This is a genomic window from Arthrobacter sp. 10N410, from assembly GCF_056394945.1.
Genome location: NZ_JBFTIP010000003.1, coordinates 562,546 through 586,276, shown reverse-complemented (window position 1 = coordinate 586,276; position 23,731 = coordinate 562,546). Strand labels below are relative to the sequence as shown.

The window sequence follows — 23,731 nt, the reverse complement described above, 5'->3', positions numbered from 1 at the left end:
GTGCATCCGGCGTCGGCACGCCTGAAGAACATCTTAGACCGGGCGCCACAGGCCCCGGGCGGGAAAGATCAGGCTACCGTGCCGCGGCGATATACCCGCCGCGCCGTGGCGGCGAGGACGTTGTCCTGTTCGGCGGGGCTGAGCGTTTCGATCAGTTCCTTCAGCACCTGCCAGGTCTGCTGATAGCCGCCGGAGAGGACCGACACGGGCCAGTCGCCGCCGTACATGAGCCGTTCCGCACCGAACAGCTCGAGGGACTCGTGGAACACCGGCGCCAAGGCGGAAGCGTTATATTCTGCACCGGGAATATGAAGTCCGGAGAGCTTCGCCACCGTGTTGGGGCGGCCCGCACACGCGGTCAGTTCGCGGCGCCATCGCGCCATCGCGTCCGGGTCGGTGAGCGGCGGTTTGCCCAGGTGGTCCACGACGACGGTGAGCTCCGGCAGTGCCCCGGCCAGGTCGGCCGCGGCCCCCAGATGGCGCGGGAATGCGTCGGGGACGTCGAAGGGCAGGCCGGCCGCGGCGAGCAGGGAGAGCGATTCGCGGACCGGGGCGAGGGCGAGGAAGCCGTCCCGCGGGTCGTCGTGGACCAGGTGCCGGACCCCGCAGAACTTGTCCGATTCCAGCCACTGGTCCAGCTGGGCCCCTGCGCGGGCGGGCGAGTCCAGCTGGATCCAGCCGACCACCCCGCGGATCCACGGCTCGGCATCCGCCGTTTCCAGCAGGAACCCGGTGTCCTCCAGCGTGTCGTCCGCCTGGACGAGGATCGCCTCCGCCACGCCGGCCGCATCGAGCTCAGTCCGGGCCTGCGCGGCGGTGAAGGTCCGCTTCAGCTCCGGCACCGAATCCAGCCAGCCATACCGGCTGCGGCCCAGGCACCACAGGTGCAGGTGCGAGTCCACCGTGGGCAGCCCGCTCACCGGGGAATCAGCCCCTCCGCTTCGAGCGCGTCCCAAAGGTCCCGGGGGAGCGCCCGGTCCATGCCGGCGATGTTGGCACTGATCTGCTCCGCGCCCCGCGCCCCGATGACCACATTGCACACGGCCGGGTGCCGCAGTGGGTACTGGATGGCGGCGTCGGGCAGGTCCACCCCGAACGAGGCGCAGACGGCGGCAAGCCGCCGTGCCCGGGCCAGCAGCTCTTGCGGCGCCGGTCCGTAGTTGTAATGGGCATCCGCCGGGACTTCAGCCGTGGCCAGGATGCCCGAGTTGAACACTCCGGCGGCGACGACGCCGACGCCGCGTTCGACGCATCGGGGCAGCAGCCCGGTCAGGGCGGGCTGCTCGAGCAAGGTGAAGCGGCCGGCGAGCATGACCAGGTCCAGTTCCGCGCGATCGACGAGCGTGTGCAGGGCCTCCGCGGAGTTGGATCCCACCCCGATGGCCCGGACGAGGCCCTCGGCCTTCAACCGCTGCAGGGCCGGCAGGGCCTCACTGAGAGCGGCGTCCATGTCGTAGGCATCGGGGTCGTGCAGGTAGAGGATGTCCACCCGGGAGATGCCCATGCGGTCCAGGGAGTCCTCCAGGCTTTGCCGGATGCCGCGCTCGGTGAAGTCCCACCGCCGGGTGCTCCGGGCCGGGACGGCGAAGCCCTCGGTGTCCGGTTCGCCGGGCCGGAAGGCCGGATTGGGCTCCAGCAGGCGGCCGGCTTTGGTGGAGATGACGTAGTCCTCCCGGGGGCAGGTGCGGAGGAAGTCGCCGAGCCGCCGTTCCGAGAGCCCGAGTCCATAGTGCGGCGCCGTATCGAAATAGCGGATCCCGCCAAGCCAGGCGGCCTCCAGGGTGCGGCGGGCGTCGTCGTCATCCATGCTCGAATACAGGTTCCCGAGAGCGGCGGCGCCGTAGCCCAGCCGGCCGAGGGGCAGTTGCGTCATTGCCGTGCAAGCTCCCACACCATCGGGATGCCGCGGTCCTCGCCCGAATAGTCGTCCTCGACCTCGAGGAGCTCGGCCATTTCCGCCTGCCAGGGGACGTTCGCAGGGTGCTCGGCCAGGAACTTGCGCATGGTGGCGTAGTCCTCGACCTCCACGACGTGGAAAAGTTCGCGTCCGCTGCGCCAGATCCGCCAGCTGTGGACGCCGATCCCGCGCATGGCGTCCGCGAGCTCGGCGGGAATCCGCGCATGGATCCGGTCGTAGTCGGCCTCGCGGCCGGGCTTGAGCCGGGTGTGCAGGGCGATGCGTTCCGGGGTTGTGCTCATCGGATTAGCCTGCCACAGCTTCAGCCGGAGAGGACCACGCCGGACCGGCCGGGAAGGAGAACTCAGCGAGCGAGTGCGCTTTCATTTCGCTGCCGCCGCCCGGGGCGGCCGGGGGCCAGTAGCGCCCGCCATGGACGTCGACCGGGACGACGAAGTGCTCATGGAGGTGGTCGACGAATTCGATCATCCTGCCCTCGAGCTGCCCGGAAACTGCCACGTAGTCGAACATCGAGAGGTGCTGGACGGCTTCGCAGAGGCCTACGCCGCCGGCGTGCGGGCAGACCCGGACCCCGAACTTGGCCGCGAGGAGCAGGATGGCGATGTTTTCGTTCACGCCGGCAACTCGCGCCGCGTCGAGCTGCAGCACCTCGAGGGATCCGGCCTGCAGCATCTGCTTGAACACCACCCGGTTCTGGACATGCTCCCCGGTCGCCACCGGAATCGGGGCGATGGCGCGGGCGATCGCGGCATGGGCCAGGATGTCGTCCGGGCTCGTCGGTTCCTCCACCCAGGCGAGGTCGGGGTCGCCGAGGCCGCGGATCCATTCGATGGCCTCCGTGGTGTCCCAGCGCTGGTTCGCGTCCACGGCGATCTTGATGCCCGGTCCGCAGGCGTCCCGGGCGACGCGCAGACGCCGGACGTCATCCGCCAGGTTGGCGCCAACCTTGAGCTTGACCAGCGGGAAGCCGTCCGCGACGGCCTCGCGGCACAGCCGGGAGAGCTTGGCATCGTCGTAGCCGAGCCAGCCCGGGGTGGTGGTGTACGCCGGATAGCCGGCGCGAAGCAGCTCGGACTCTCGACCCGGACGGCCGGCTTCTGCGCCCCGCAGGATAGCGAGGGCCTCTTCCGGGGTGAGGGCGTCGCTGAGGTAGCGGAAGTCCACCAGGTCAACCAGCTCTTCGGGCGACAGCCGGGACAGCAGCTGCCACAGCGGCAACCCGGCGCGTTTTGCCTTCAAGTCCCACAGGGCGTTGATGGCCGCCCCGATGGCCATGTGCATGATCCCCTTCTCCGGCCCCAGCCAGCGCAGCTGCGAGTCGTGCACCATGGAGCGCCAGGTACCGCCCATGTCATCGAGCAGCTCCTCGGCGTTCCGGTCCTGGAGATAGGGGACGAGGGCTGTCAGGGCGCTGGCCACCACTTCGGTGCCGCGCCCGATAGTGAAGACGAAGCCGTGGCCTTCAAGGTCGTCGCCGGCGTCGGTGCCGATCACCAGATAGGCCGCCGAGTAGTCCGGGTCGGGATTCATGGCATCCGAGCCGTCCAAGGACGACGACGTCGGAAAGCGGACGTCACTGACCGTGACGGCGGTGATGGTACTCACGTGGGAACTCCTCATGCTCCGGGCAGCCCCGGAATCTCGCGTCGCCCGGTCGGGCGGTGAATTCGACAGTAAACATCCGATGTATGGCTTGTCAACGACGGTGTGGTCTGTATTGTGGTGTGCGACACCTTTCCGCGCGGCCGGTCCGGCCGCCGGGTTAGCGGCGGGCAGAGTTGCCCGATTTGGAGGAAGTGTGAAGTTGGTTCGCTTGGGCCCCGCTGGTGCGGAACGCCCCGCCGTGATTGCTGCAAATGGCGCAGGTACGGAAAAGACATATGATCTATCTCCCCTGACTTCGGACATCACCGGCGAGTTCCTTGCCGGCGGGGGAATTGCCGCCACGCGGAACGCCCTGGAGCGCGGAGAGCTTGAGCCGCTGGATCCCGCCGGCCTCCGGGTCGGCGCTCCGATCACCCGTCCGTCCGCGGTCATCTGCGTGGGTATGAACTACGCCGCGCATGCCGCCGAATCCGGGGCGCTGCCGCCCGAGGTTCCCATTATCTTCCTCAAGACGCCCAACACAGTCGCTGGCCCGGATGATGCGGCGTTCATCCCGCGCAATTCCACCAAGACCGACTGGGAGGTCGAACTCGGGGTGGTGATCGGCCGGCGCGCCAGCTACCTCGGCTCGCCGGCCGACTCTGCCGCGCACATCGCGGGCTATCTGGTTGCCAACGATCTGTCCGAGCGTGCCTTCCAGATCGAGGAGTCCGGCGGCCAGTGGTCCAAGGGCAAGTGTTCGCCCGGGTTCTCCCCGCTCGGGCCGTGGCTCGTGCCCGCCGACGAGGTCGATCCGGGCAGGCTCCGGCTCCGCAGCTGGGTCAACGGCGAGCCCCGCCAGGATTCCAGCACGGCTGACATGGTCTTCCCGGTCGACTTCCTGATCCACCACCTGAGCCAGTACCTCACCCTCGAGCCCGGCGACGTGGTCCTCACCGGCACCCCGCAGGGCGTGGCGCTCTCCGGCAAGTTCCCGTACCTCAAAGCCGGTGACGTCGTCGAGGTCGAGATCGAGGGCCTGGGCCGGCAGCGGCAGGTCTTCGCGCAGTCCTGAACAGCCGCCGCGCCAGCCTGCCTCGGCCGCGCCAGACTGACTGCCTCACCGGGCCTGCCCGGCCCGGTGAGGCGGCGAGCAAGCAATTAAATGTCTTTGGAAAGGACAAGCATGACAACGGAGATGGATGGGCTGGTCGCGATTGTGACCGGAGGTGCTTCCGGCATCGGCGCCGCGGCAGCCGCCCGGCTCGCCGCCGCCGGAGCCTCGGTGGCGGTCCTGGACCTGAACCCGGAGGACGCCGCCAAGGGGCACTTCGCGGTGCGCTGCGACGTGGCCGACGACGCCTCCGTGGTCGCGGCAGTCCAGGGGGTCGCCGAACACTTTGGCCGGATCGACGTCGTCGTCAACAACGCCGGGATCGGCGCCCAAGGCACGATCGCGGACAACGACGACGATGAATGGCACCGCGTCCTCGACATCAACGTGCTCGGCATGGTGCGGGTCAGCCGGGCCGCACTGCCGCATCTGCGGCGCTCGCCGGCCGCCGCGATCGTCAACACGTGTTCCATCGCGGCCACGGCGGGGCTGCCGCAGCGGGCGCTGTACGGTGCCAGCAAAGGCGCGGTCCTGTCCCTGACGCTGGCCATGGCCGCGGACCATATCCGCGAAGGCATCCGGGTCAACTGCGTGAACCCGGGCACCGCTGACACCCCATGGATCGGCCGCCTGATGGCCCAAAGCGACGATCCGCAGGCCGAACGCGCCGCCCTCAACGCCCGCCAGCCCCACGGCCGGCTGGTCACCGCGGACGAGGTGGCGGCCGCCATCACCTACCTCGCATCACCGGCCGCCGGCTCCACGACTGGAACCTCCTTGGCGGTTGACGGCGGCATGCAGGGCCTGCGCCTGAGGCCGGCACAGTGACGGATCAGCCGGTCCGGGCGGTGCTCGGAGTCGACATCGGCACCAGCAGCAGCAAGGGCGTCGTCGTGGACCTGGAGGGCAAGGTGCTCCGTTCCGCCGCGCGCAGCCACGAGGTAAGCCGGCCCCGGCCGGGCTGGGCTGAGATGGACGGGGACCTGTGGTGGGAGGAATTCGCCGCGATCAGCCGCGAACTGCTGGCTGGCCGGGGCGCGGACGAACAAATCGTCGCCGTCGGCGTCAGCGGTATGGGCCCCTGCGTCCTCGTCACCGACCAGGACGGCACCCCACTGCGCCCGGCGATCCTTTACGGCATCGACTCCCGGGCCGCCGAGCAGATCGAGTCCCTCACCGCTGAGTTGGGCGGCGACGAGCTCATTATGGAGCGCTGCGGTTCCGTGCTGTCCACCCAGGCCGTCGGGCCCAAGCTGGCGTGGCTGGCCCGGCACGAGCCGGACACTTTCGCCAGGAGCCGCCGGCTTTTTATGCCCTCCTCCTGGCTGGCCTACCAGCTCACCGGCGCGTACGTGCTGGACCACCACTCCGCCAGCCAGTGCACGCCGTTGTACGACACCCGGACGCTGGAATGGTATCCGCCCTTCGCGAGCAAGATCGCTCCCGGGCTGGAACTTCCGCCGCTGCTCTGGCCCGGCGACACCGCCGGGTACGTCAGCGCGGAGGCCGCCGTCGCCACCGGGCTGCCGGCCGGAGTCCCGGTGATTGCCGGAACCATCGACGCCTGGAGCGAAGCCGTCAGCGTGGACAGCCAGAACAATGGCGACCTGATGCTGATGTACGGCACCACCATGTTCCTGGTCAACACCGTCCCGGACCGGGTCACCTCACCCCAGCTGTGGGGGACGGTCGGCGCGTTCGAGGGAACCCGCAACCTGGCCGGCGGGATGGCCACCTCCGGGGCGGTCACGTCCTGGCTCAAGGAACTGTTCGGCTCCCTCGACTTCCCGGAACTGCTGGAGCTGGCCGCCGCCTCGGGCCCCGGCGCCCGTGGACTCCTGATGCTGCCCTACTTCGCCGGCGAACGGACCCCGGTGGCGGATCCGCAAGCCCGCGGCATCATTGCCGGACTGACCCTCTCGCACACCCGCGGCGACCTGTACCGCGCCGCCCTGGAGGCCACGGCACTGGGCGTCCGGCACAACATCGAGTCCATGGAGCTGGCCGGCGGAAACATCCGGCGCATCGTGGCCGTCGGCGGCGGAACCCAGGGTGAGCTGTGGACCCAGATCGTTTCCGACGTGACCGGGCAGCCGCAGCTCATTCCGAGCCAGACCATCGGCGCCAGCTACGGCGCCGCGTATCTGGCCGCGGGCACGGTTGCCGAGGTCCGGATCAGCGAGTGGAATCCGCCCGCCCGGACCGTCCACCCCAACCCTGCCGTGAGCGCGGACTATGAGGAGCTGTACGACCTCTACTTACGCCTTTACCCGGCCACCCAGGACATTGCCCACGCCCTCGCCGGACGCGAGGAACGTCTGAGCCCCCAAAACCTTGAAAGGGAAACCACACCATGAGCAGTTACACCTTCCCGTCCATCACGGAAACCCCCGACGCCGAGGCCAACACGGTCTACACCATCAGCAGCGGCGACCTGCGGCTCGCTGCCAACACCAAGTGCTGGCCCACCCAGCAGCAGCTCGAAGGGCACTTCGCGGCCGCCGTGGAGTCCCTCGGCTACCAGGTGGTCCGCGCGCACGGCGTCAACCCCGACACCGGGCATGGCTTCATCGACAGCCAGCGCATGGGTATGGAAGTTTTCAAGAACATTCCGCCGACGGCGCCGGTGGTGGTTGTCGAGGCCGTCTGGCAGTACAGCCACCACGTCCTGGCCGGCCTGCGCACGCACCGCGGCCCGATCCTGGTCGTGGCGAACTGGGCGGGCGACTTCCCGGGGCTGGTGGGCCTGCTTAACCTCACCGGAAGCCTGACCAAGGCCAAGGTCGACTACTCCGCGCTGTGGAGCGAGGACTTCACCGACGAATGGGCGGTGGGCAAGCTCAAATCCTGGCTCACCTCCGGCAGCATCACCCACGACACGAGCCACGTCCGCGAACTGCCGCCGCTGGCGGATACGGAGGAGGTCCGGCTGGGACGCGCCCTGGCGCAGCAGCTGATGGCCGACAAGGCCATCATCGGCGTCTTCGACGAGGGTTGCATGGGCATGTACAACGCCATCATCGACGACGAAATGCTCAACCCGCTGGGCATCTACAAGGAGCGGCTCTCGCAGAGCGCCCTCGTGGCCGAGATGCTGAAGGTCCCGGACGCAGAGGCCGACGCGGTGAAGAGCTGGCTCGACGACGCCGGCCTGACCTTCCACTTCGGCACCGACCCTGCGACGGAGCTGACCCCCGACCAGGTCCACAGCCAGCTCAAGATGTACATTGCCGCGCTGCGCATCTCGGACGATTACGGCGTCGACGCCGTCGGCATCCAGTACCAGCAGGGCCTCAAGGACACCGTCCCGGCGTCCGACCTGGCCGAAGGCCTGCTCAACAACGTCCAGCGCCCGCCCGTCTACTCCCGCGACGGCGGCCGGGAACTGTTCGCCGGAAAGGCGCTGCCGCACTTCAACGAGGTGGACGAGGGGGTCGCCGTCGACGCCCTCATCACCAACCGGATTTGGACCGCGATGGGGCTCGATCCTGCCACCACGCTGCACGACGTGCGCTGGGGTGCCGACTACGACGGCGAGTTCGTCTGGGTCTTCGAGATCTCCGGCTCCGTGCCGGCCTCCCACAATGGCGGCTACGACAAGTCGTACTCCATGCGCCAGCCCGAGATGTTCTTTCCGCTGGGAGGCGGCACCCTCAGCGGTGTCTCCAAGCCGGGGGAGATCGTCTGGTCCCGGGTCTTCATCATGGACGACCGGCTGCACGTGGACCTGGGCCGCGGCCACGTCGTCGAGCTTCCGGCGGAGGAGACCCAACGCCGGCTGGACGCGACCGACCCGCAGTGGCCGATCATGCACGCCGTCCTCGACGGCGTCAGCCGAGATCAGCTGATGGCCCGCCACAAGGCCAACCACGCCCAGGTGGTCTACGCCCCGGACGCCGCCACGGCGGACAAGGCGCTGGAAGCCAAGGCCGCATTCTTTGCCGAGCTAGGGGTGCAGGTCCACCTCTGCGGCGACGTGGCACTCTAGGGGACAGGTGGCGGCGGCTGGCCGTCCCTGAGGTCTGGGGACGGCAACGGCCGCGGCTGGATGGAATACTCCCGGGGACACCTCGGTTGGCGCCTAAGGGACTTGGCCCGCCTTTGCAGGCAGGCCGGCCCCGCGCAATGGGCGGGAACCGCCTTCGACGCCGTATCCGGCGCCAACGGCGGTCCGCGTCCGAACCGGCTCTAACCAGCCAGAAACGGAGATGGTGGACCAATGACTGCCTACAAGACAGTGAACCCCGCGACCGGAGAAACTCTGAAGGAATTCCCGCTCGCTACCGCAGGCGAGGTGGAAGAGGCGCTCGCAGCCGCGCAGCAGGCGTTCCAGGCCTGGCGCGCCGCCCCTGTCGAGGCCCGCGCCAAGGTGATCGCCCGCGTCGCAGAACTGTACCGGGAACGCCAGGACGAGCTCGCCCGGCTGATCAGCACCGAGATGGGCAAGCCCCTGGCACAGGCCCGCGGCGAAGTGCAGCTCGTGGCCGATATTTACGACTACTACGCCGCGGAAGGCCCGGGCTTCCTCAAGGACGAGCCGCTGGAGGTCAAGGGCGGCGGCTCCGCCGTCGTCCGTTCGGCTCCAGTCGGACCCCTGCTCGGCATCATGCCGTGGAACTACCCGTACTACCAGGTGGCGCGCTTCGCGGCGCCGAACCTGGTCCTGGGCAACACGATCCTGCTCAAGCATGCCGGCAGCTGCCCGCAGTCTGCCCTCGCGATCGAGGAAATCTTCAAGGATGCCGGACTCCCACAGGGCGCCTACACCAACCTCTTCCTCAGCAACGAACAGGTCGCCGAGGTCATCGCCGACAGCCGGATCCAGGGCGTCTCCCTGACCGGCAGCGAGCGGGCCGGTTCGGCCGTGGCCGAAGTGGCCGGCCGGAACCTGAAGAAGTACGTGCTGGAACTCGGCGGCAGCGACCCCTTCATCGTGCTGGATTCCGATGACCTCGACGCCACCGTCAAGGCCGCCGTGGGCGGCCGGATGGGCAACGCCGGGCAGGCCTGCACCGCCTCGAAGCGGTTCATCGTGCTCGAGGACCTCTACGAGCCCTTCGTGGAAAAGTTCACCGCCCGGATGGCCGGGATCAAGCCCGGGGACCCGCTGCTGGAGGACACCAAGTTCGGTCCGCTCTCCTCGCAGAGCGCCGCGGACGGCCTGATCGAACAGATCCAGGACGCCGTGGACAAGGGCGCCACGCTCCGCACCGGCGGCCACCTCGTGGACGGCCCGGGTGCCTTCGTGGAGCCCACCGTGCTCACGGACGTCACGCCGGAGATGCGCGCCTTCTCCGAGGAGCTGTTCGGCCCGGCCGCGGTCATCTACAAGGTGGCCAGCGCCGAGGAAGCAATCGAACTCGCCAACGGGTCCCCGTACGGGCTCGGCGGCTCGGTCTTCAGCGCCGACCCGCGCAAGGCCCAGGACCTCGCGGACCGGCTGGACACCGGCATGGTCTTCATCAACTCGGTGGCCGTAACGCAGGCGGACCTGCCGTTCGGCGGCGTCAAGCGCTCCGGCGTCGGGCGTGAGCTGGGTCGGTTCGGCATGGACGAATTCGTGAACAAGAAACTGATCCGCACCCCGCGCTAAGCGGGAGCGCCCCGGGCGGGAACGCTTCAGTGGGGACCGCTTCAGACGGGAAACCCAGCCAGGACACGGCTGCGGCCGGAGGTGAAGACCTTCCGGCCGCAGCCGTTGCCGTCCCGTTAGGCTCCTCACATGGAGAAAACGGCCACCGCAGCGGCGCGGCGCAGCCTGGCATTCGTGGGAATCAACGCGGGCCTGGCGCTGCACCCGGCGGACTCCCGGGGCGCCCAGGTCCCGGGCGAGCCGGCCAGCTGCTTCGCCACGTTCTGGCAGGCCGACTGGTCACGCTGGGGTGCCGGGAGTGCCCTGCTGGTTGCGACCCTGCAGGGCTGGCGCAGCTACGGCACCAATGAGGCCCTCGCGAAAACCCTGGCCACCGAACTTACCCGCTATTTCCCGGAAGCGTCCCGCTTCCCGCTGACCGGGATCGGGCACACCCACGACGAGTTCACGGTGGAAGTGCACCCGGCGACCGGGTTCCGCGCAACCGGCCACAAGGCGGAGCTGGCAATCAGCGGCATCCTGGACCGAAGGCAGTTCACCGCCCCCAACTTCCAGCTCGGCGAGGGCAGCGCCGCGCTGAGCAACGTTTATCTGCCCTGCAGCACCGGTCGGCTCGCGGAATTCGGGGTTGAGTGGCCGGGCACGCCGGCGGTCTATCCCGGTCCGCTGGGACCGTCCTCCTCGGCGTTCATCGCCTTGGCCGAATCCTGGGTGCTCTAGCGTCCCTGCCCGGCGGCGGCACCGGCCCGGGGCTGCGCAAGAGCGGCCAGGCGGCACGTGGCCTAGTGTTAAGGCTGGACGATGTTCAGCACACTTACGGTTCACGGAGAGGCGATGATGGCCAAGCGCAGCAACCCGGCAATGAGAATTGCCCAAAAGACCGCCCACAGCGCAATGTTCGACGCCGACGGCAAGCCCAAGCCCGGCGTCCACAACATGCTCCTGCGCGCGGTGGAAATCCAGCGGCCGCTGGTTCTGGCGAACCTGCGCCGGCTGCAGCGGAAGCACCCGAACGCCACCGCGGCGCAGCTCGCCGCCATCCTGGAACGCAACTACCTGACCGCCGTTACCGGCGGCGGCGCCCTCGTCGGCGGCTCGGCCGTTATCCCCGGCGTCGGCACCGTGGCCGCGCTGGGTCTCTCCGCCGCCGCGACCGTCGGATTCCTGGAGGCTACCGCGCTGTTCGCCACCTCGCTGGCGGAACTGCACGGGGTACGAATGGTCGACCCGGAGAGGGCCAGCACGTTGGTCATGGCCATCATGCTCGGCGAAGAAGGCACCGCCCTGCTGAGCTCGCTGAGCGGCCACGCCGCCGGGCAGGGCAAGGGGCCAACCCAGGCCTGGGGCACGCTCTTCGCACGCAGGGCGCCGATGATCGGCTTCGGGTCGGTGCGAGAGCGGATCCAGCGGGCCTTCCTGCGGAACCTGCTCAAGCGCCAGGGCACCGCTCTGCTGGGCCGCGCGCTGCCCTTCGGCATCGGCGCCGTGGTGGGCGGCGTCGGCAACCGGATGATGGGACGCGCCGTCGTCGAAAACGCCAAGGAGGCCTTCGGCCCGATGCCGGTGACCATCCCCGGCGAGCTGAAGCCCGGCGCCGGTACCGCGGAAGCCGGCCCGGACCTGGAAGGCGGAACCCGTGGATCTGAACGCTGACCTCGGGGAGTCCTTCGGCTCCTGGACGATGGGCGATGACGCGGCGATGTTCCCGCTCGTCACCAGCGCCAGCGTGGCCTGCGGTCTGCACGCCGGGGACCCCGTCACCATGCTGGACACCTGCCGCGCGGCCTACGAACTCGACGTCAGGGTCGGCGCCCACCTGGGCTATCCCGACCTGGCCGGCTTCGGGCTCCGCGCCATGGACATGAGCTTCGACGACTTGTTCGGCGCGGTTCTCTACCAGCTCGGCGCGCTCGACGGCGTGGCCCATGCGGTGGGCGCCTCGGTGGACTACGTCAAGGTGCACGGCGGCCTCTACGACCGCACGATGCACGACGACGAACAGGCCTCCGCCGTGGTCGCCGCCATCCAGGCCTACGATCCGGGGCTTCCGATCCTGGGCCTGGAGGGTTCGGCCTTGCTCAGGATTGCCCGTGAGGCCGGCAATCCCGTGTTCCACGAGGCTTTCGCCGACCGCGCCTACCTCCCGGATGGCTCACTGGTGCCGCGGCTGGAGGACGAATCGGTGATCGAGGACCCGGACGAGATCGTCGAGCGCGCGCTCCGGCTGGCCCTCAAGGGCGAAGTCCTGGCGGTCGACGGAACCGTCGTCACGCTCACACCGCATTCGCTGTGCCTGCACGGTGACACCCCCGGCTCGGTGCAGGTGGCCGCCGCCGTCCGCGCCGCGCTGGAGAAGGCCGGCGTCGAACTCGAGTCGTTCGCGTGAGTCCCGTTTCGCAGTCCGCGCTGAGACTAAAGTGGCGGTTGTGACACTAGTGCCGTAGGGCCCTATCGGGGGAGCAGGGTGCCCCATAGCTTTGGGGGCATGACTGCCGGAGGCCCCGCGGGGTTGGATGGACCCGCCTCGGACGCAATGTTGAAGCTTGGCCGCTTTTTCACGAAATGGGACCAGACCGAGGACGGCAGGGCGGTGTTCCGGGAAGGCGGCCGCAAGGGCGACATCTTCTACCGGGACCGCTGGAGCCACGACAAGGTGGTCCGCTCCACCCACGGGGTGAACTGCACCGGCTCCTGCTCCTGGAAGGTGTACGTCAAGGACGGCATCATCACCTGGGAATCCCAGCAGACCGACTACCCTTCGGTGGGCCCTGACAGTCCCGAATACGAGCCGCGCGGCTGCCCGCGCGGAGCCGCCTTCTCCTGGTACACCTACTCGCCCACCCGGGTCCGCTTTCCCTACGCCCGGGGTGTGCTGGTGGAGATGTACCGCGAGGCCAAGGCCCGGCTGGGCGACCCGGTGCTCGCCTTCGCCGACGTCGTGGGGGACCCGGAGCGGCGCCGCCGCTACCAGCAGGCCCGCGGCAAGGGCGGCCTGGTCCGTGTCTCCTGGCAGGAAGCGATCGAGATCGCGGCCGCCGCGCACGTCAACACGATCAAGAACTACGGGCCGGACCGCTGCGCCGGTTTCTCCCCGATCCCCGCCATGTCGATGGTCTCGCATGCCGTCGGCACCCGTTTCATCCAGCTCATCGGCGGGGTGATGACGTCCTTTTACGACTGGTACGCCGACCTGCCGGTGGCCAGCCCGCAGGTTTTCGGCGACCAGACCGACGTCCCGGAATCCGGTGACTGGTGGGACGCGCGCTACCTGATGATGTGGGGCTCCAACGTCCCCGTGACCCGGACCCCGGATGCGCACTGGATGGCCGAGGTGCGGTACCGCGGAACCAAGGTGGTCACGGTCAGCCCGGACTACGCGGACAACACGAAGTTTGCCGACGAATGGCTGCCCGCCCAGGCCGGCACCGACGCCGCCCTGGCGATGGCGATGGGGCACGTCATGCTCAGGGAGTTCTTCGTTGAGCGCGACGTGCCGTTCTTCTCCGATTATGTCCGGCAGTACACCGACCTGCCGTTCCTCGTCCGGCTGGAACGGCGCGACGACGGCACCCTCACCCCGTCCAAGTTCCTCACCGCCAGGGACCTCAAAGCCGAGTCGTTGGCTGAGGACGCGGCGTTCCGGACCGTGCTGTTCGACAAGAAGACCGGCCTGCCCGTTGTCCCTAACGGCTCGATGGGGTTCCGCTATTCCGGCAGCGGCGAGGGCAAATGGAACCTGGACCTCGAGGGCATCGAGCCGGCGCTGTCGCTGCGGGAGGTCTCCGCTGAAAACGCCGAGATCCTGCTGCCATGCTTCGAGGACGCCGGCGGCGAGGGCAGCGTGCTCCGACGCGGCGTGCCCGTCCTCGAGGTGGAGGGCCAGTTGGTCACCACCGTGTTCGACCTGATGCTGGCCCAGTACGGCGTGGGCCGCGAGGGTCTGCCGGGGGACTGGGCGGCCGGCTACGACGACGCCGCGACGCCCTACACCCCGGCCTGGCAGGAGGAGATCACCTCCGTCCCGGCGCAGGCCTGCATCCGGGTGGCCCGGGAGTTCGCCCGCAACGCGGAGCAGTCCAAGGGCCGGTCCATGATCATCATGGGCGCCGGCATCTGCCAGTGGTTCCACGGCGACACCACCTACCGGGCCGTGCTGGCCCTGGTCATGCTGACCGGCTGCATGGGCCGCAACGGAGGCGGCTGGGCGCACTACGTGGGCCAGGAGAAGACCCGCCCCGCCACCGGCTGGGTGTCGCTGGCGAACGCGCTGGACTGGTCCCGGCCGCCGCGGACCATGATCGGCACCGGCTACTGGTACATGCACACGGACCAGTGGCGGCAGGACGGCTACTCCGCCGACGCGCTGAAGTCTCCGCTGTCCACCGGAGCCCTGGATGGCATGCACACCGCGGACGCGATGGCCCAGTCCGCGCGACTCGGCTGGATGCCGTTCTACCCGCAGTTCGACCGTAACCCGCTGGACATCGCGGACGAGGCGGAAGCCGCCGTCGCCGCCGGCACCGCGAAAGACACCCCGGGCTACATCGCCGACGCACTGAAAAACCGCACCCTGAACCCGGCGATCGAGGACGTGGACGCCCCGGAAAACTGGCCGCGGACCCTCGTGCTGTGGCGCTCCAACCTGTTCGGCTCCTCGGCCAAGGGCAACGAATACTTCCTGCGCAACCTGCTGGGCACCCACAACAACGTGCTCGGCAAGGACCACGCGGAAGGCCTCAAGCCGCGGGACGTGAAATGGCACGAGCAGGCGCCGGAAGGAAAACTGGACCTGCTGGTCTCCGCGGACTTCCGGATGACCTCCACCACGCTGCTCTCCGACGTCGTGTTCCCGGCCGCCACCTGGTACGAGAAACACGACCTGTCCTCCACCGACATGCACCCCTTCGTGCATGCCTTCACCCCCGCGATCGACCCGCCGTGGGAGACCAAGACGGACTTCGACACCTTCCACCTGCTGGCCCAGGAGTTTTCCCGGCAGGCCAGGACGCACTTGGGGGTCCGCCGGGACCTGGTCAGTGTGCCGCTGCAGCACGACACCCCCGGCCAGCTCGCCCAGCCCGGCGGGATAGTCCGCGACTGGCGGCACGCGTCCATCCCCGCCGTGCCGGGACAGAACATGCCCATCTTCTCCGTGGTGGAACGCGACTACACCGCCATCGCGGACAAGCTGGCCGCCGTCGGTCCGCTGGCCGACAAACTGGGCTTCACGGTCAAAAACGTCACCTACAAACTGGCAGGGCCGTTGGAGCGGCTGAGCCGGTCCAACGGGGTGATGCTCGGCGGCGCCGCGGACGGCCGCCCCGCGATCGACACCGACGCGAAGATGGCCGAGGCGATCCTGGCTTTCTCCGGCACCACCAACGGCGCCCTGTCCGTGCAGGGCTTCAAGGACCTGGAAGTCCGCACTGGCCGGAAACTGGCGGACCTGTCCGAGGGGTCCGAGGAAAAGTTCATCACCTTCGCGCAGACCCAGGCCGGCCCGGTCCCGGTGATCACCTCGCCGGAATGGTCCGGCTCCGAGACCGGCGGCCGGCGCTACGCACCGTTCACCATCAACGTGGAGCGGCTCAAGCCGTGGCACACCCTGACCGGCCGGATGCACTTCTTCCTGGACCACGACTGGATGCTGGACATCGGTGAAGCGCTGCCGATCTACCGGCCGCCGCTGGACATGCACCGGCTCTTCGGCGAACCCAAACTCGGCCGGGACGGGTCCATGGAGGTGGTGGTCCGCTACCTGACGCCGCACTCGAAATGGTCCATCCACTCCGAATACCAGGACAACCTGCTGATGCTCTCGCTCTCCCGCGGCGGACCCACGGTCTGGATGAGCCCGGCCGACGCGGACGCCATCGAGGTCAAGGACAACGACTGGGTGGAGTGCGTGAACATCAACGGCGTCCTGGTGGCCCGCGCGATCGTCAGCCATCGGATGCCGGCCGGCGTCGTCTACGTCCACCACGCCCAGGAACGCACCATCGACGTGCCGAAGTCCGAGGCCACCGGGCGGCGCGGCGGTATCCACAACTCCGTGACCCGGCTGCTGGTCAAACCCTCGCACCTGATCGGCGGCTACGCCCAGCTGGCCTACGCGTTCAACTACCTTGGCCCCACCGGAAACCAGCGCGACATGGTGGCCACCGTCCGCCGTCGCTCCCAGGAGGTGCAGTACTGATGCGTGTCATGGCCCAAATGGGCATGGTCATGAACCTGGACAAATGCATCGGCTGCCACACCTGCTCCGTGACCTGCAAACAGGCGTGGACGAACCGTGCGGGCACCGAATACGTTTGGTTCAACAATGTCGAAACCCGCCCCGGGCAGGGGTATCCGCGCCGCTACGAGGACCAGGAGAGGTGGCACGGCGGCTGGGTGCTGAACAAACGCGGCAAGCTCGTGCTCAAGGCCGGTGGCCGGGTCAAGAAGCTCCTGGGGATCTTCGCCAGCCCGGTCCAGCCCGAGCTCAAGGACTACTACGAGCCGTGGACCTATGACTACAAGACCCTCGTGGACGCACCGCTGGGCGACGACTTCCCGGTGGCGCGGCCAAAGTCCCTGATCACCGGCGAGGACACCAAGATAACCTGGTCCGCGAACTGGGACGATGACTTGGGCGGCTCCACGGAGAACGGGCACCTGGATCCGATCGTGGAAAAGGTCCGGCGCGAATCCGAGGACAAGATCAAGTTCGCCTACGAGCAGACCTTCATGTTCTACCTGCCGCGGATCTGTGAGCACTGCCTGAACCCGTCCTGCATGGCCTCCTGCCCCTCCGGCGCGATCTACAAGCGGGTGGAGGACGGGATTGTGCTGGTGGACCAGGACAAGTGCCGCGGCTGGCGACAATGCGTCACCGGCTGCCCGTACAAGAAAATCTACTTCAACCACAAGACCGGCAAGGCCGAGAAGTGCACCTTCTGCTACCCGCGGGTGGAGGTAGGACTCCCGACTGTCTGCTCGGAGACCTGCGTGGGCCGGCTGCGGTACCTGGGGCTCTTTTTGTACGACGCCGACGCCGTCACCGCGGCGGCCGCCGTGACGGACCCGCAGGAGCTCTACGACGCGCAGATGGACGTGCTGCTGGACCCCAGCGACCCCGCAGTGCAGGCCGAGGCGCGGGCCCAGGGCATCCCGGAAGACTGGATCGACGCGGCCCGGCGCTCGCCGGTCTACGCCCTGGCCAAGGTCTACAAGGTCGCCCTGCCGCTGCACCCCGAATACCGGACCATGCCGATGGTCTGGTACGTCCCGCCGCTCTCACCCGTGGTGGACCTGCTGCGGGACCAGGGCCACGACGGCGAGGACGCCGGCAACCTGTTCGGCGCCATCGACGCGTTGCGCATCCCGGTGGAATACCTTGCCGAACTCTTCACCGCCGGCGACGCGGACCGGGTCACCGCGGTGCTAAAGAAGCTCGCCGCGATGCGCTCCTTCATGCGGGGCATCAGCCTCGGCAACGACCCGGACGACTCCATCCCGGAGGACGTGGGGATGGACAGCCAGACGATGTACGAGATGTACCGGCTGATGGCGATCGCGAAGTACGAGGAGCGCTACGTGATCCCCAAGGCACACGTGGAGCAGGCGCACGACCTCGAGGAAATGGGCTGCTCGCTGGATTTTGAGGGCGGCCCGGGCATGCAGGACTCCTCGCCGTTTGGCGAGGCCAGCGGCCGGCCCGTCCCGGTGGCGGTGGAGACCTTCAACGCCCTCCGGGACCGGCAAACCTCCGGCGCCGCACCCGGCGAAACGACGCTGCGCGGACGGGTGAACCTGCTGAATTGGGACGGCACGGGAGCGCCGGCCGGGCTGTTCCCGGACAAGCGGCCCGAACCGGGCACTCTGGCGGCGGCGGAGGACCAGCCGTGAGCCGCCGCGAACAGGTCGTCTACCTCGCCGCGGCCTGGTGCCTGTCCTACCCGGACGAGGAACTGATCGGGCGGGTGCCGCTGATGCGGGCCGCGCTGGCCGAGTTTCCCGGCGCCGGGGCGGACTTCGCCGAGGTGCTGGACCGGCTGGACGCCACCCCGCCGCTGGAGCTGCAGGCCCACTATGTGCGCGAGTTCGACCTCGGCAAGCGCCACGCCCTGCACCTGTCCTACTGGACCGACGGAGACACCCGGCGCCGCGGCGAAGTGCTGGGGAACTTCAAGAAGACCTACCGGCAAAGCGACATCCTGGTGGACACCCACGGTGAACTGCCCGACTACCTCCCGATGGTGCTGGAATACGCCGCACTGGTGGACCTGGCGGCCGGCCGCGAGCTGCTGAGCCGGTTCCGGGCCAGCCTGGAGATGCTGCGCTTCGGCCTGCTCCGGGACGACCTCCCACACGCCCGGATCCTGCGGGCCGTCTGCGCCACCCTGCCCGGGAAATCACCCGCGGATGAGCAGGCCGTGATGCGGATGGCCGGCTACGGGCCGCCCACCGAGGCGGTGGGTTTGGACCCGTATGATCCGCGACTGTTGCCCGTGAAGGGGGCCTGACCATGCTGGCATTCGAGGCCGAGCCCGGATCCGCCGTCGAAATCTCCGCCTTGGACATCGTGCTCTGGGGCGTACTGCCCTACGTCATGGTCGTTGTGCTGGTGGGCGGCCTCATCTGGCGCTACAAGTACGACCAGTTCGGCTGGACCACGCGGTCCTCCCAGCTCTACGAATCCCGGCTGCTGCGGATCGCCTCGCCGTTGTTCCACTTCGGCCTGCTCGCCGTGATCGCGGGGCACTTCTTCGGCCTGGTCATTCCGATGGCGTGGACCCAGGCCGTGGGCATGAGCCAGGAGTTCTACCATTTCAACGCCCTCCTGGTTGGCGGCATCGCCGGGGTGGGGACCCTGGGCGGCATCATCCTGCTGATCTACCGGCGCCGCACCACCGGTCCGGTCTTCATGGCCACCACCAGGAACGACAAAACCATGTACGTCGTGCTCACCGGCGCGATCGTGTTCGGGCTCTGGACCACCCTGGCGAGCGTCTTCGAGGGCGAACACGGGCACAACTACCGCGAGACCGTGGCGCCGTGGTTCCGTTCGCTGTTCATCTTCCAACCCGACATCGCGGCGATGGCGGCGGCGCCCTTCTCCTTCCACCTGCACACCCTGGTGGGCATGGCGCTGTTCGTCATCTGGCCCTTCACCCGCCTGGTCCATGCGTTCACGGCGCCGTTCCACTATCTTTTCCGGCCGTACATCGTTTACCGCTCCCGCGACCGGGACCGGGACGGCAGCCGGGCCGGCGCGGCTGCCACGCGGTCCTCCGGCACCGCCGCCCGCCGCGGCTGGTCCGCCGTCGGGACCCGCGACCGGGACACCCGCAACCGCTGAGGTGCCGGCTATGCCGCAGCTTCCCGAAGCCTTCCCGAACCCTTCCCGAACCGAAAGGAGACCTCCGTGGCCGGAGCAGCGACCCCGTCCGCAACCGCGCCGGCAGGCCAGACGCTCAACCTGGTGCTCGCCACCGCGGCCTCGGTGGCCGGTTTTTGGGCCTGGAATTCCGTGGCCACGCTCGGGGCCTTCTACACCCAGAACCTCCAGCTCAACCCCGCCACCACGGGCATCCTCGTCGCCATGCCGGTGTTCGTCGGCTCGCTGGGCAGGATCGTCGTCGGCGCCCTGACAGACAAGTACGGCGGCCGCGCCCTCTTCAGCTTCGTGCTGCTGGCGGCCATTGTCCCGATTCTGCTGGTGGCCGTCGGGGGCACCATCCGCTCCTTCGCGCTGGTGCTCGGCGCCGGGCTGCTGCTCGGGGTGGCCGGCACCGTGTTCGCCGTCGGCATCCCCTTCGTCAGCGCTTGGTACGAACCGTCACGGCGCGGCTTCGCCACCGGGGTGTTTGGTGCCGGGATGGGCGGCACCGCCCTGGCCGCGTTCCTGAACCCGCGGCTGGTCGCCTGGATCGGTTACTTTCCGACGCACCTGCTGATCGCCGGAGTCCTGGCCGTCATGGCCGCGCTGGTCTGGTTCCTGATGAAAGAGTCCCCGGCGTGGAGCCGCCAGGACGCGCCGGTCATGCCCAAGCTGCTCGACGCCGCAAAAACCCCGGTCACCTGGAAGATGTGTTTCCTCTACGCCGTCGTATTCGGCGGATTTGTGTCCTTCGCGACCTACCTGCCGACGTACCTGCGGGACATCTACAGCTTCGACCCGAGCGCCGCCGGCGCGCGTACCGCCGGCTTCGCCTTGGCCGCCGTGCTGGCCCGGCCCATCGGGGGAGTGCTCGCGGACCGGTTCGGCCCCAAGCCCGTGGTGGTGGTCTCGCTCGCCGGCGTCGCCGTGCTCGCCTGGGTGGTGAACCTGCAGCCCGACGGCGATGTGCCCGCCGGCCTGACGTTCGTCGCCATGGCGGCCGCCCTGGGGCTGGGCACCGGCGGCGTCTTCGCCTGGGTCGGGGTGCTCGCCCCGGCCGGCAAGGTCGGCAGCATCAGCGGGGTGGTCAGCGCCGCCGGCGGCCTGGGCGGCTACTTCCCGCCGCTGGTGATGGGAGCCACCTACGACGCCGCGACCCGCAGCTACTCGATCGGGCTGATGCTGCTCGTGGTCACGGCGCTCGCGGCGCTGGCGTTCACGGTCTTCGCCATGCATGGCCGCGTCAAGGCCACAGTCGCGCACGCCTGACGGCCAAGCGGGCCGCCGAGCTGACCGGTGGGCTCAGAGCGTCTTCCGGGTGAAGAGGGAGTCGCCGTGTACCTCGTCCAGGTCCACCCGGCCGGTTTCGACGAAGCCAAGTTTGGCCAGGACGCGGCGTGACGGGGTGTTCCAATCGCGGACGGTGGCCCAAAGGCAGGGGTAACCGACTGCCTGCGCCTGCTGCAGGACGGCCCGGGAGGCCTCGCTCGCCAACCCCTGCCCCCAGACCCTTCGTAGGAACTCGAACGCGAGTTCCGGCTCCCCGTCCTGCCCATGCCGATTGGGAATCAGCCCGCAGTAGCCGATGACCTGCCCCGAACTTTTTTGCTCCGCCGCCAGCAGCCCCGGGAAGGGGAGCCCGTCGTACCGACGGATCCCGTCGGCGATTTCCTCCAGCGTGGGGTGGCCGTCGGGACTGATGCGGCGATGCGGCGGGACACGGGGGTCGCGTTCGGTCCAGAGCTCGTGCTGGACCGCGGCGTCGGACACGCGCAATGGCCGCAGCAGCAACCGGCCGGTTTCGAAGGCGGCCTCCGGGCGGGGTGTCTGTGCCGGATCCATCCGGGTCAGCCGAAGACGAAGTGCGCGGCGGTAAAGATGGCCAGCCCGGCGAGGGCGCCCACCACGGTGCCGTTGATCCGGATGAACTGCAGGTCCTTGCCCACCTGGAGTTCGATCTTCTGCGAGGTCTCCTCGGCATCCCAGCGGGCCACGGTATCGGTGATCACGCCGGCAATGTCCGAGCGGTAGTTGTTCACCAGGTACCCGGCGGCGTCGCCGATCCAGGTGTTCACCTTGCCGGCCAGCTCGGGGTCGACCACCAGCCGGGTGCCGAAGTCGTGCACGGCGGCCTTGAACTTCACCGTCAGTTCGCTGTGCGGATCGTCGACGGCGGCCAGCAGTGCGGCCTTGACCGTGCCCCAGGTGCGGGAGGCGAGTTCGCGGACCTCCGGGTCGCCCAGCACCTGCGCTTTGACGCCCTCGGCGCGGGCGATCATGACCGGATCGTGCTGCAGGTCCTGGGCCAGTTCTTTGAGGTATTTGTCGATGGAGAGCCGGACCTGGTGTTGCGGATCCGCCTGCACGGCCCGGGTGAATTTCAGGATCTCCACGTAGACCTTGTCGCCTACGAGCCCGTCCACGAACGTAGGCACCCAGGTGGGGGAACGGTCCGTGACCAGCCGGTTGACCGTTTCGTGGTTGTCCCGCACCCAGTCCACCGTACGGTCCACGAGCAGGTCCACGAGAGCGTGGTGGTGGCCGTCGTCGAACACGCGCTGGGCGAGCCGGCCCACCGGCGGTCCCCACGGCGGCGCCAGCAGGTGCCGGCGGACCATGCCCTCGATGACGGCTTGGACGTCGTCGTCGTTCAGCACCGTGAAGGCGCCGCGGATCACGGCGGCACCTTCCTTGGCCACCCGCTCGGCTCCGCCGGCCCCGGACAGCCAGCCGCCGACCTTGCGCGCAATGTCAACGCTGGCCAGTTTCTCCTTCACCACCTGTTCGGAGAGGAAGTTGGTCTCCACGAATTCGCCCAGCGACGCCCCGATCTGGTCCTTGCGCCGCGGGATGATCGCGGTGTGCGGGATCTTCAAGCCCAGCGGGTACTTGAACAGGGCCGTCACCGCGAACCAGTCCGCGAGGGCGCCCACCATGCCGCCCTCGGCCGCTGCCCGGACGTACTCAAGCCACGGGTACTGCTTCTGCAGGGCGAAGGCGAGTACGAAAATGACGGCCATGCCGATCAGCAGCGACACCGCCAGCAGCTTCATCTTCCGCAGCGCCGCGGCCTTTTCTGCGTCCGCGGCGGAGAGTCGGTGTTCGACGCCGGCCGGGGGGACGGCGGGACGGGCGGGTCGTTCAGTGTTCACCTGCATGTGCCCAGCCTAGCCGCGCATCCGTAACCGACGTCCGCTAACGTGTCAGCATGACTACCGAGGAGTCCGCCGCCGCCCGCCCGCTGGTCTACGCCCACCGGGGCGCCAGCGGAGCCTTCGCCGAGCACACCCGTGCCGCCTATTTGCAGGCGATCGCCGATGGGGCCGACGGCGTCGAATGCGACATCCACCTGACCCGCGACCAGCACGCGGTGCTGCTGCACGACGCCAACCTGGACCGCACCTCGGACGGCACCGGCCCGGTCGCGGACCACACCCTGGCGGAGCTGCGGCTGCTGGACTTCTGCTCCTGGAAGGGCGCCCGGATTCCCGAGGAGTACGGCGCCCGGTCCGAGCAGTTCCTGACCCTCCCCGAACTGCTCGACATCCTGCGCCTGGCCGGCCGCGAGATCGGCCTGGCGATCGAACTCAAGCACCCCAGCCCCTACCAGCTCAAGCTCGAGGACCGGGTCCTGGCTGTCCTCGAGTCCGAGGGCTGGGACCGGACCACCTCGATGCTGGACAACATCCGGGTCTCCTTCATGAGCTTCAGCCCCGACTCGGTGAAGCACCTGCTCCAGAGCGTGCCCGCCGCGGCCATCTGCCAGCTCGTGGACGACGTGAACGTGGAGGAAATCCGCGAAGAACTCGGCCTCGGGGCGATCACCGGCGGCGCCCTCGCCAACGTCATGAAAGCTGCGCAGACCGAGGGGGAGCGGATCCTGGACGACTGCGAGGTGGGCCTGGCCGGGCCCGGCATCGGCTACGTGCGCGGACACTCCCGCACCGTCCGGCGCTGGCTCGAATCGGGCCGCCGCTTCCGGGTCTGGACTGTGGACTCGGCAGACGATGTCGACCTGTGCCGTGAACTGGGCATCCACGAGATCACCACCAACCGACCCGCCGAGGTCCGCGCCCAGCTGCTCGCCCCGCTCTAGGGCATTGCTGCGGGCCGGGGGCCACGCCCGGGGCATGAGGGCAGCCCTCTGCCCCCCCGCGG

20 protein-coding genes are annotated in these 23,731 nt (G+C 68.9%); 14 read left to right on the top strand and 6 right to left on the bottom strand.

Features of this window, described 5'->3' with window-relative positions; genetic code table 11:
- Window positions 1–68: 68 nt before the first annotated feature.
- The 4 genes from AC1DB8_RS10430 to AC1DB8_RS10415 are packed head-to-tail and all read right to left on the bottom strand — an operon-like array spanning window position 69 to window position 3,523.
- Window positions 69–920 carry an amidohydrolase family protein gene (locus AC1DB8_RS10430; RefSeq protein WP_441418058.1) on the bottom strand — a complete coding sequence of 284 codons (852 nt, stop codon included), beginning with the start codon at window positions 918–920 and terminating at the stop codon, window positions 69–71.
- Complete coding sequence (locus tag AC1DB8_RS10425) at window positions 917–1,873, bottom strand: aldo/keto reductase (protein WP_441418057.1); 957 nt, start codon at window positions 1,871–1,873, stop codon at window positions 917–919. The genes AC1DB8_RS10430 and AC1DB8_RS10425 overlap by 4 nt, the downstream gene beginning before the upstream one ends.
- Window positions 1,870–2,199 carry an L-rhamnose mutarotase gene (locus AC1DB8_RS10420; RefSeq protein ID WP_441418056.1) on the bottom strand — a complete coding sequence of 110 codons (330 nt, stop codon included), beginning with the start codon at window positions 2,197–2,199 and terminating at the stop codon, window positions 1,870–1,872. The genes AC1DB8_RS10425 and AC1DB8_RS10420 overlap by 4 nt, the downstream gene beginning before the upstream one ends.
- Window positions 2,200–2,203: 4 nt before the next feature.
- Entirely contained in the window at window positions 2,204–3,523 is a 1,320-nt protein-coding gene (locus tag AC1DB8_RS10415; RefSeq protein ID WP_476892965.1) for an enolase C-terminal domain-like protein, read from the bottom strand.
- Between the two features lie 193 nt (window positions 3,524–3,716).
- Here AC1DB8_RS10415 and AC1DB8_RS10410 point away from each other — a divergent pair, with 193 nt between their 5' ends.
- From AC1DB8_RS10410 to AC1DB8_RS10350, 13 genes are all read left to right on the top strand, one after another.
- Window positions 3,717–4,577 (top strand): fumarylacetoacetate hydrolase family protein, encoded by an 861-nt coding sequence (locus AC1DB8_RS10410; RefSeq protein ID WP_476892964.1) that lies wholly within the window; start codon window positions 3,717–3,719, stop codon window positions 4,575–4,577.
- 111 nt (window positions 4,578–4,688) lie between these two features.
- A complete protein-coding gene (locus AC1DB8_RS10405; RefSeq protein ID WP_441418053.1) occupies window positions 4,689–5,444 on the top strand; it encodes an SDR family NAD(P)-dependent oxidoreductase in 756 nt (251 codons plus the stop codon).
- Window positions 5,441–6,973, top strand: a complete 1,533-nt coding sequence (locus tag AC1DB8_RS10400; RefSeq protein WP_476892963.1) for an FGGY-family carbohydrate kinase — start codon at window positions 5,441–5,443, stop codon at window positions 6,971–6,973. The genes AC1DB8_RS10405 and AC1DB8_RS10400 overlap by 4 nt, the downstream gene beginning before the upstream one ends.
- Complete coding sequence (locus AC1DB8_RS10395) at window positions 6,970–8,604, top strand: fucose isomerase (protein ID WP_441418051.1); 1,635 nt, start codon at window positions 6,970–6,972, stop codon at window positions 8,602–8,604. Before AC1DB8_RS10400 ends, AC1DB8_RS10395 begins: the two co-directional genes overlap by 4 nt.
- A 231-nt stretch (window positions 8,605–8,835) precedes the next feature.
- The gene (locus tag AC1DB8_RS10390; protein WP_476892962.1) at window positions 8,836–10,209 is read left to right on the top strand and encodes an NAD-dependent succinate-semialdehyde dehydrogenase; all 1,374 of its coding nucleotides are present in this window, start codon (window positions 8,836–8,838) and stop codon (window positions 10,207–10,209) included.
- A 129-nt stretch (window positions 10,210–10,338) separates the two neighbouring features.
- Window positions 10,339–10,929 (top strand): hypothetical protein, encoded by a 591-nt coding sequence (locus AC1DB8_RS10385; RefSeq protein ID WP_476892961.1) that lies wholly within the window; start codon window positions 10,339–10,341, stop codon window positions 10,927–10,929.
- Window positions 10,930–11,046: 117 nt separating this feature from the next.
- A complete protein-coding gene (locus AC1DB8_RS10380; RefSeq protein ID WP_441418179.1) occupies window positions 11,047–11,862 on the top strand; it encodes a hypothetical protein in 816 nt (271 codons plus the stop codon).
- Entirely contained in the window at window positions 11,846–12,595 is a 750-nt protein-coding gene (locus AC1DB8_RS10375) for a LamB/YcsF family protein (protein ID WP_476892960.1), read from the top strand. Before AC1DB8_RS10380 ends, AC1DB8_RS10375 begins: the two co-directional genes overlap by 17 nt.
- 99 nt (window positions 12,596–12,694) lie before the next feature.
- Window positions 12,695–16,405, top strand: a complete 3,711-nt coding sequence (locus AC1DB8_RS10370; protein WP_476892959.1) for a nitrate reductase subunit alpha — start codon at window positions 12,695–12,697, stop codon at window positions 16,403–16,405.
- Window positions 16,405–18,099, top strand: coding sequence for a nitrate reductase subunit beta (gene narH, locus AC1DB8_RS10365; RefSeq protein ID WP_476892958.1), 1,695 nt, complete (start codon window positions 16,405–16,407; stop codon window positions 18,097–18,099). The genes AC1DB8_RS10370 and narH overlap by 1 nt, the downstream gene beginning before the upstream one ends.
- Window positions 18,096–18,716: a nitrate reductase molybdenum cofactor assembly chaperone gene (gene narJ / locus AC1DB8_RS10360; protein ID WP_441418045.1), complete on the top strand. Its 621-nt coding sequence runs from the start codon at window positions 18,096–18,098 to the stop codon at window positions 18,714–18,716. Before narH ends, narJ begins: the two co-directional genes overlap by 4 nt.
- A 2-nt stretch (window positions 18,717–18,718) precedes the next feature.
- Window positions 18,719–19,552, top strand: coding sequence for a respiratory nitrate reductase subunit gamma (narI, locus tag AC1DB8_RS10355; RefSeq protein WP_476892957.1), 834 nt, complete (start codon window positions 18,719–18,721; stop codon window positions 19,550–19,552).
- 66 nt (window positions 19,553–19,618) lie between these two features.
- Entirely contained in the window at window positions 19,619–20,842 is a 1,224-nt protein-coding gene (locus AC1DB8_RS10350; RefSeq protein ID WP_476892956.1) for an MFS transporter, read from the top strand.
- 33 nt (window positions 20,843–20,875) lie between these two features.
- Here the strand turns inward: AC1DB8_RS10350 and AC1DB8_RS10345 are convergent, their stop codons facing one another.
- Both AC1DB8_RS10345 and AC1DB8_RS10340 read right to left on the bottom strand, forming a co-directional pair.
- Window positions 20,876–21,415 carry a GNAT family N-acetyltransferase gene (locus AC1DB8_RS10345; RefSeq protein WP_476892955.1) on the bottom strand — a complete coding sequence of 180 codons (540 nt, stop codon included), beginning with the start codon at window positions 21,413–21,415 and terminating at the stop codon, window positions 20,876–20,878.
- A gap of 5 nt (window positions 21,416–21,420) precedes the next feature.
- Window positions 21,421–22,731: a DUF445 domain-containing protein gene (locus tag AC1DB8_RS10340; RefSeq protein ID WP_476892954.1), complete on the bottom strand. Its 1,311-nt coding sequence runs from the start codon at window positions 22,729–22,731 to the stop codon at window positions 21,421–21,423.
- Window positions 22,732–22,781: 50 nt separating this feature from the next.
- Here AC1DB8_RS10340 and AC1DB8_RS10335 point away from each other — a divergent pair, with 50 nt between their 5' ends.
- Window positions 22,782–23,669, top strand: a complete 888-nt coding sequence (locus tag AC1DB8_RS10335) for a glycerophosphodiester phosphodiesterase (protein ID WP_476892953.1) — start codon at window positions 22,782–22,784, stop codon at window positions 23,667–23,669.
- Window positions 23,670–23,731 lie beyond the last annotated feature (62 nt).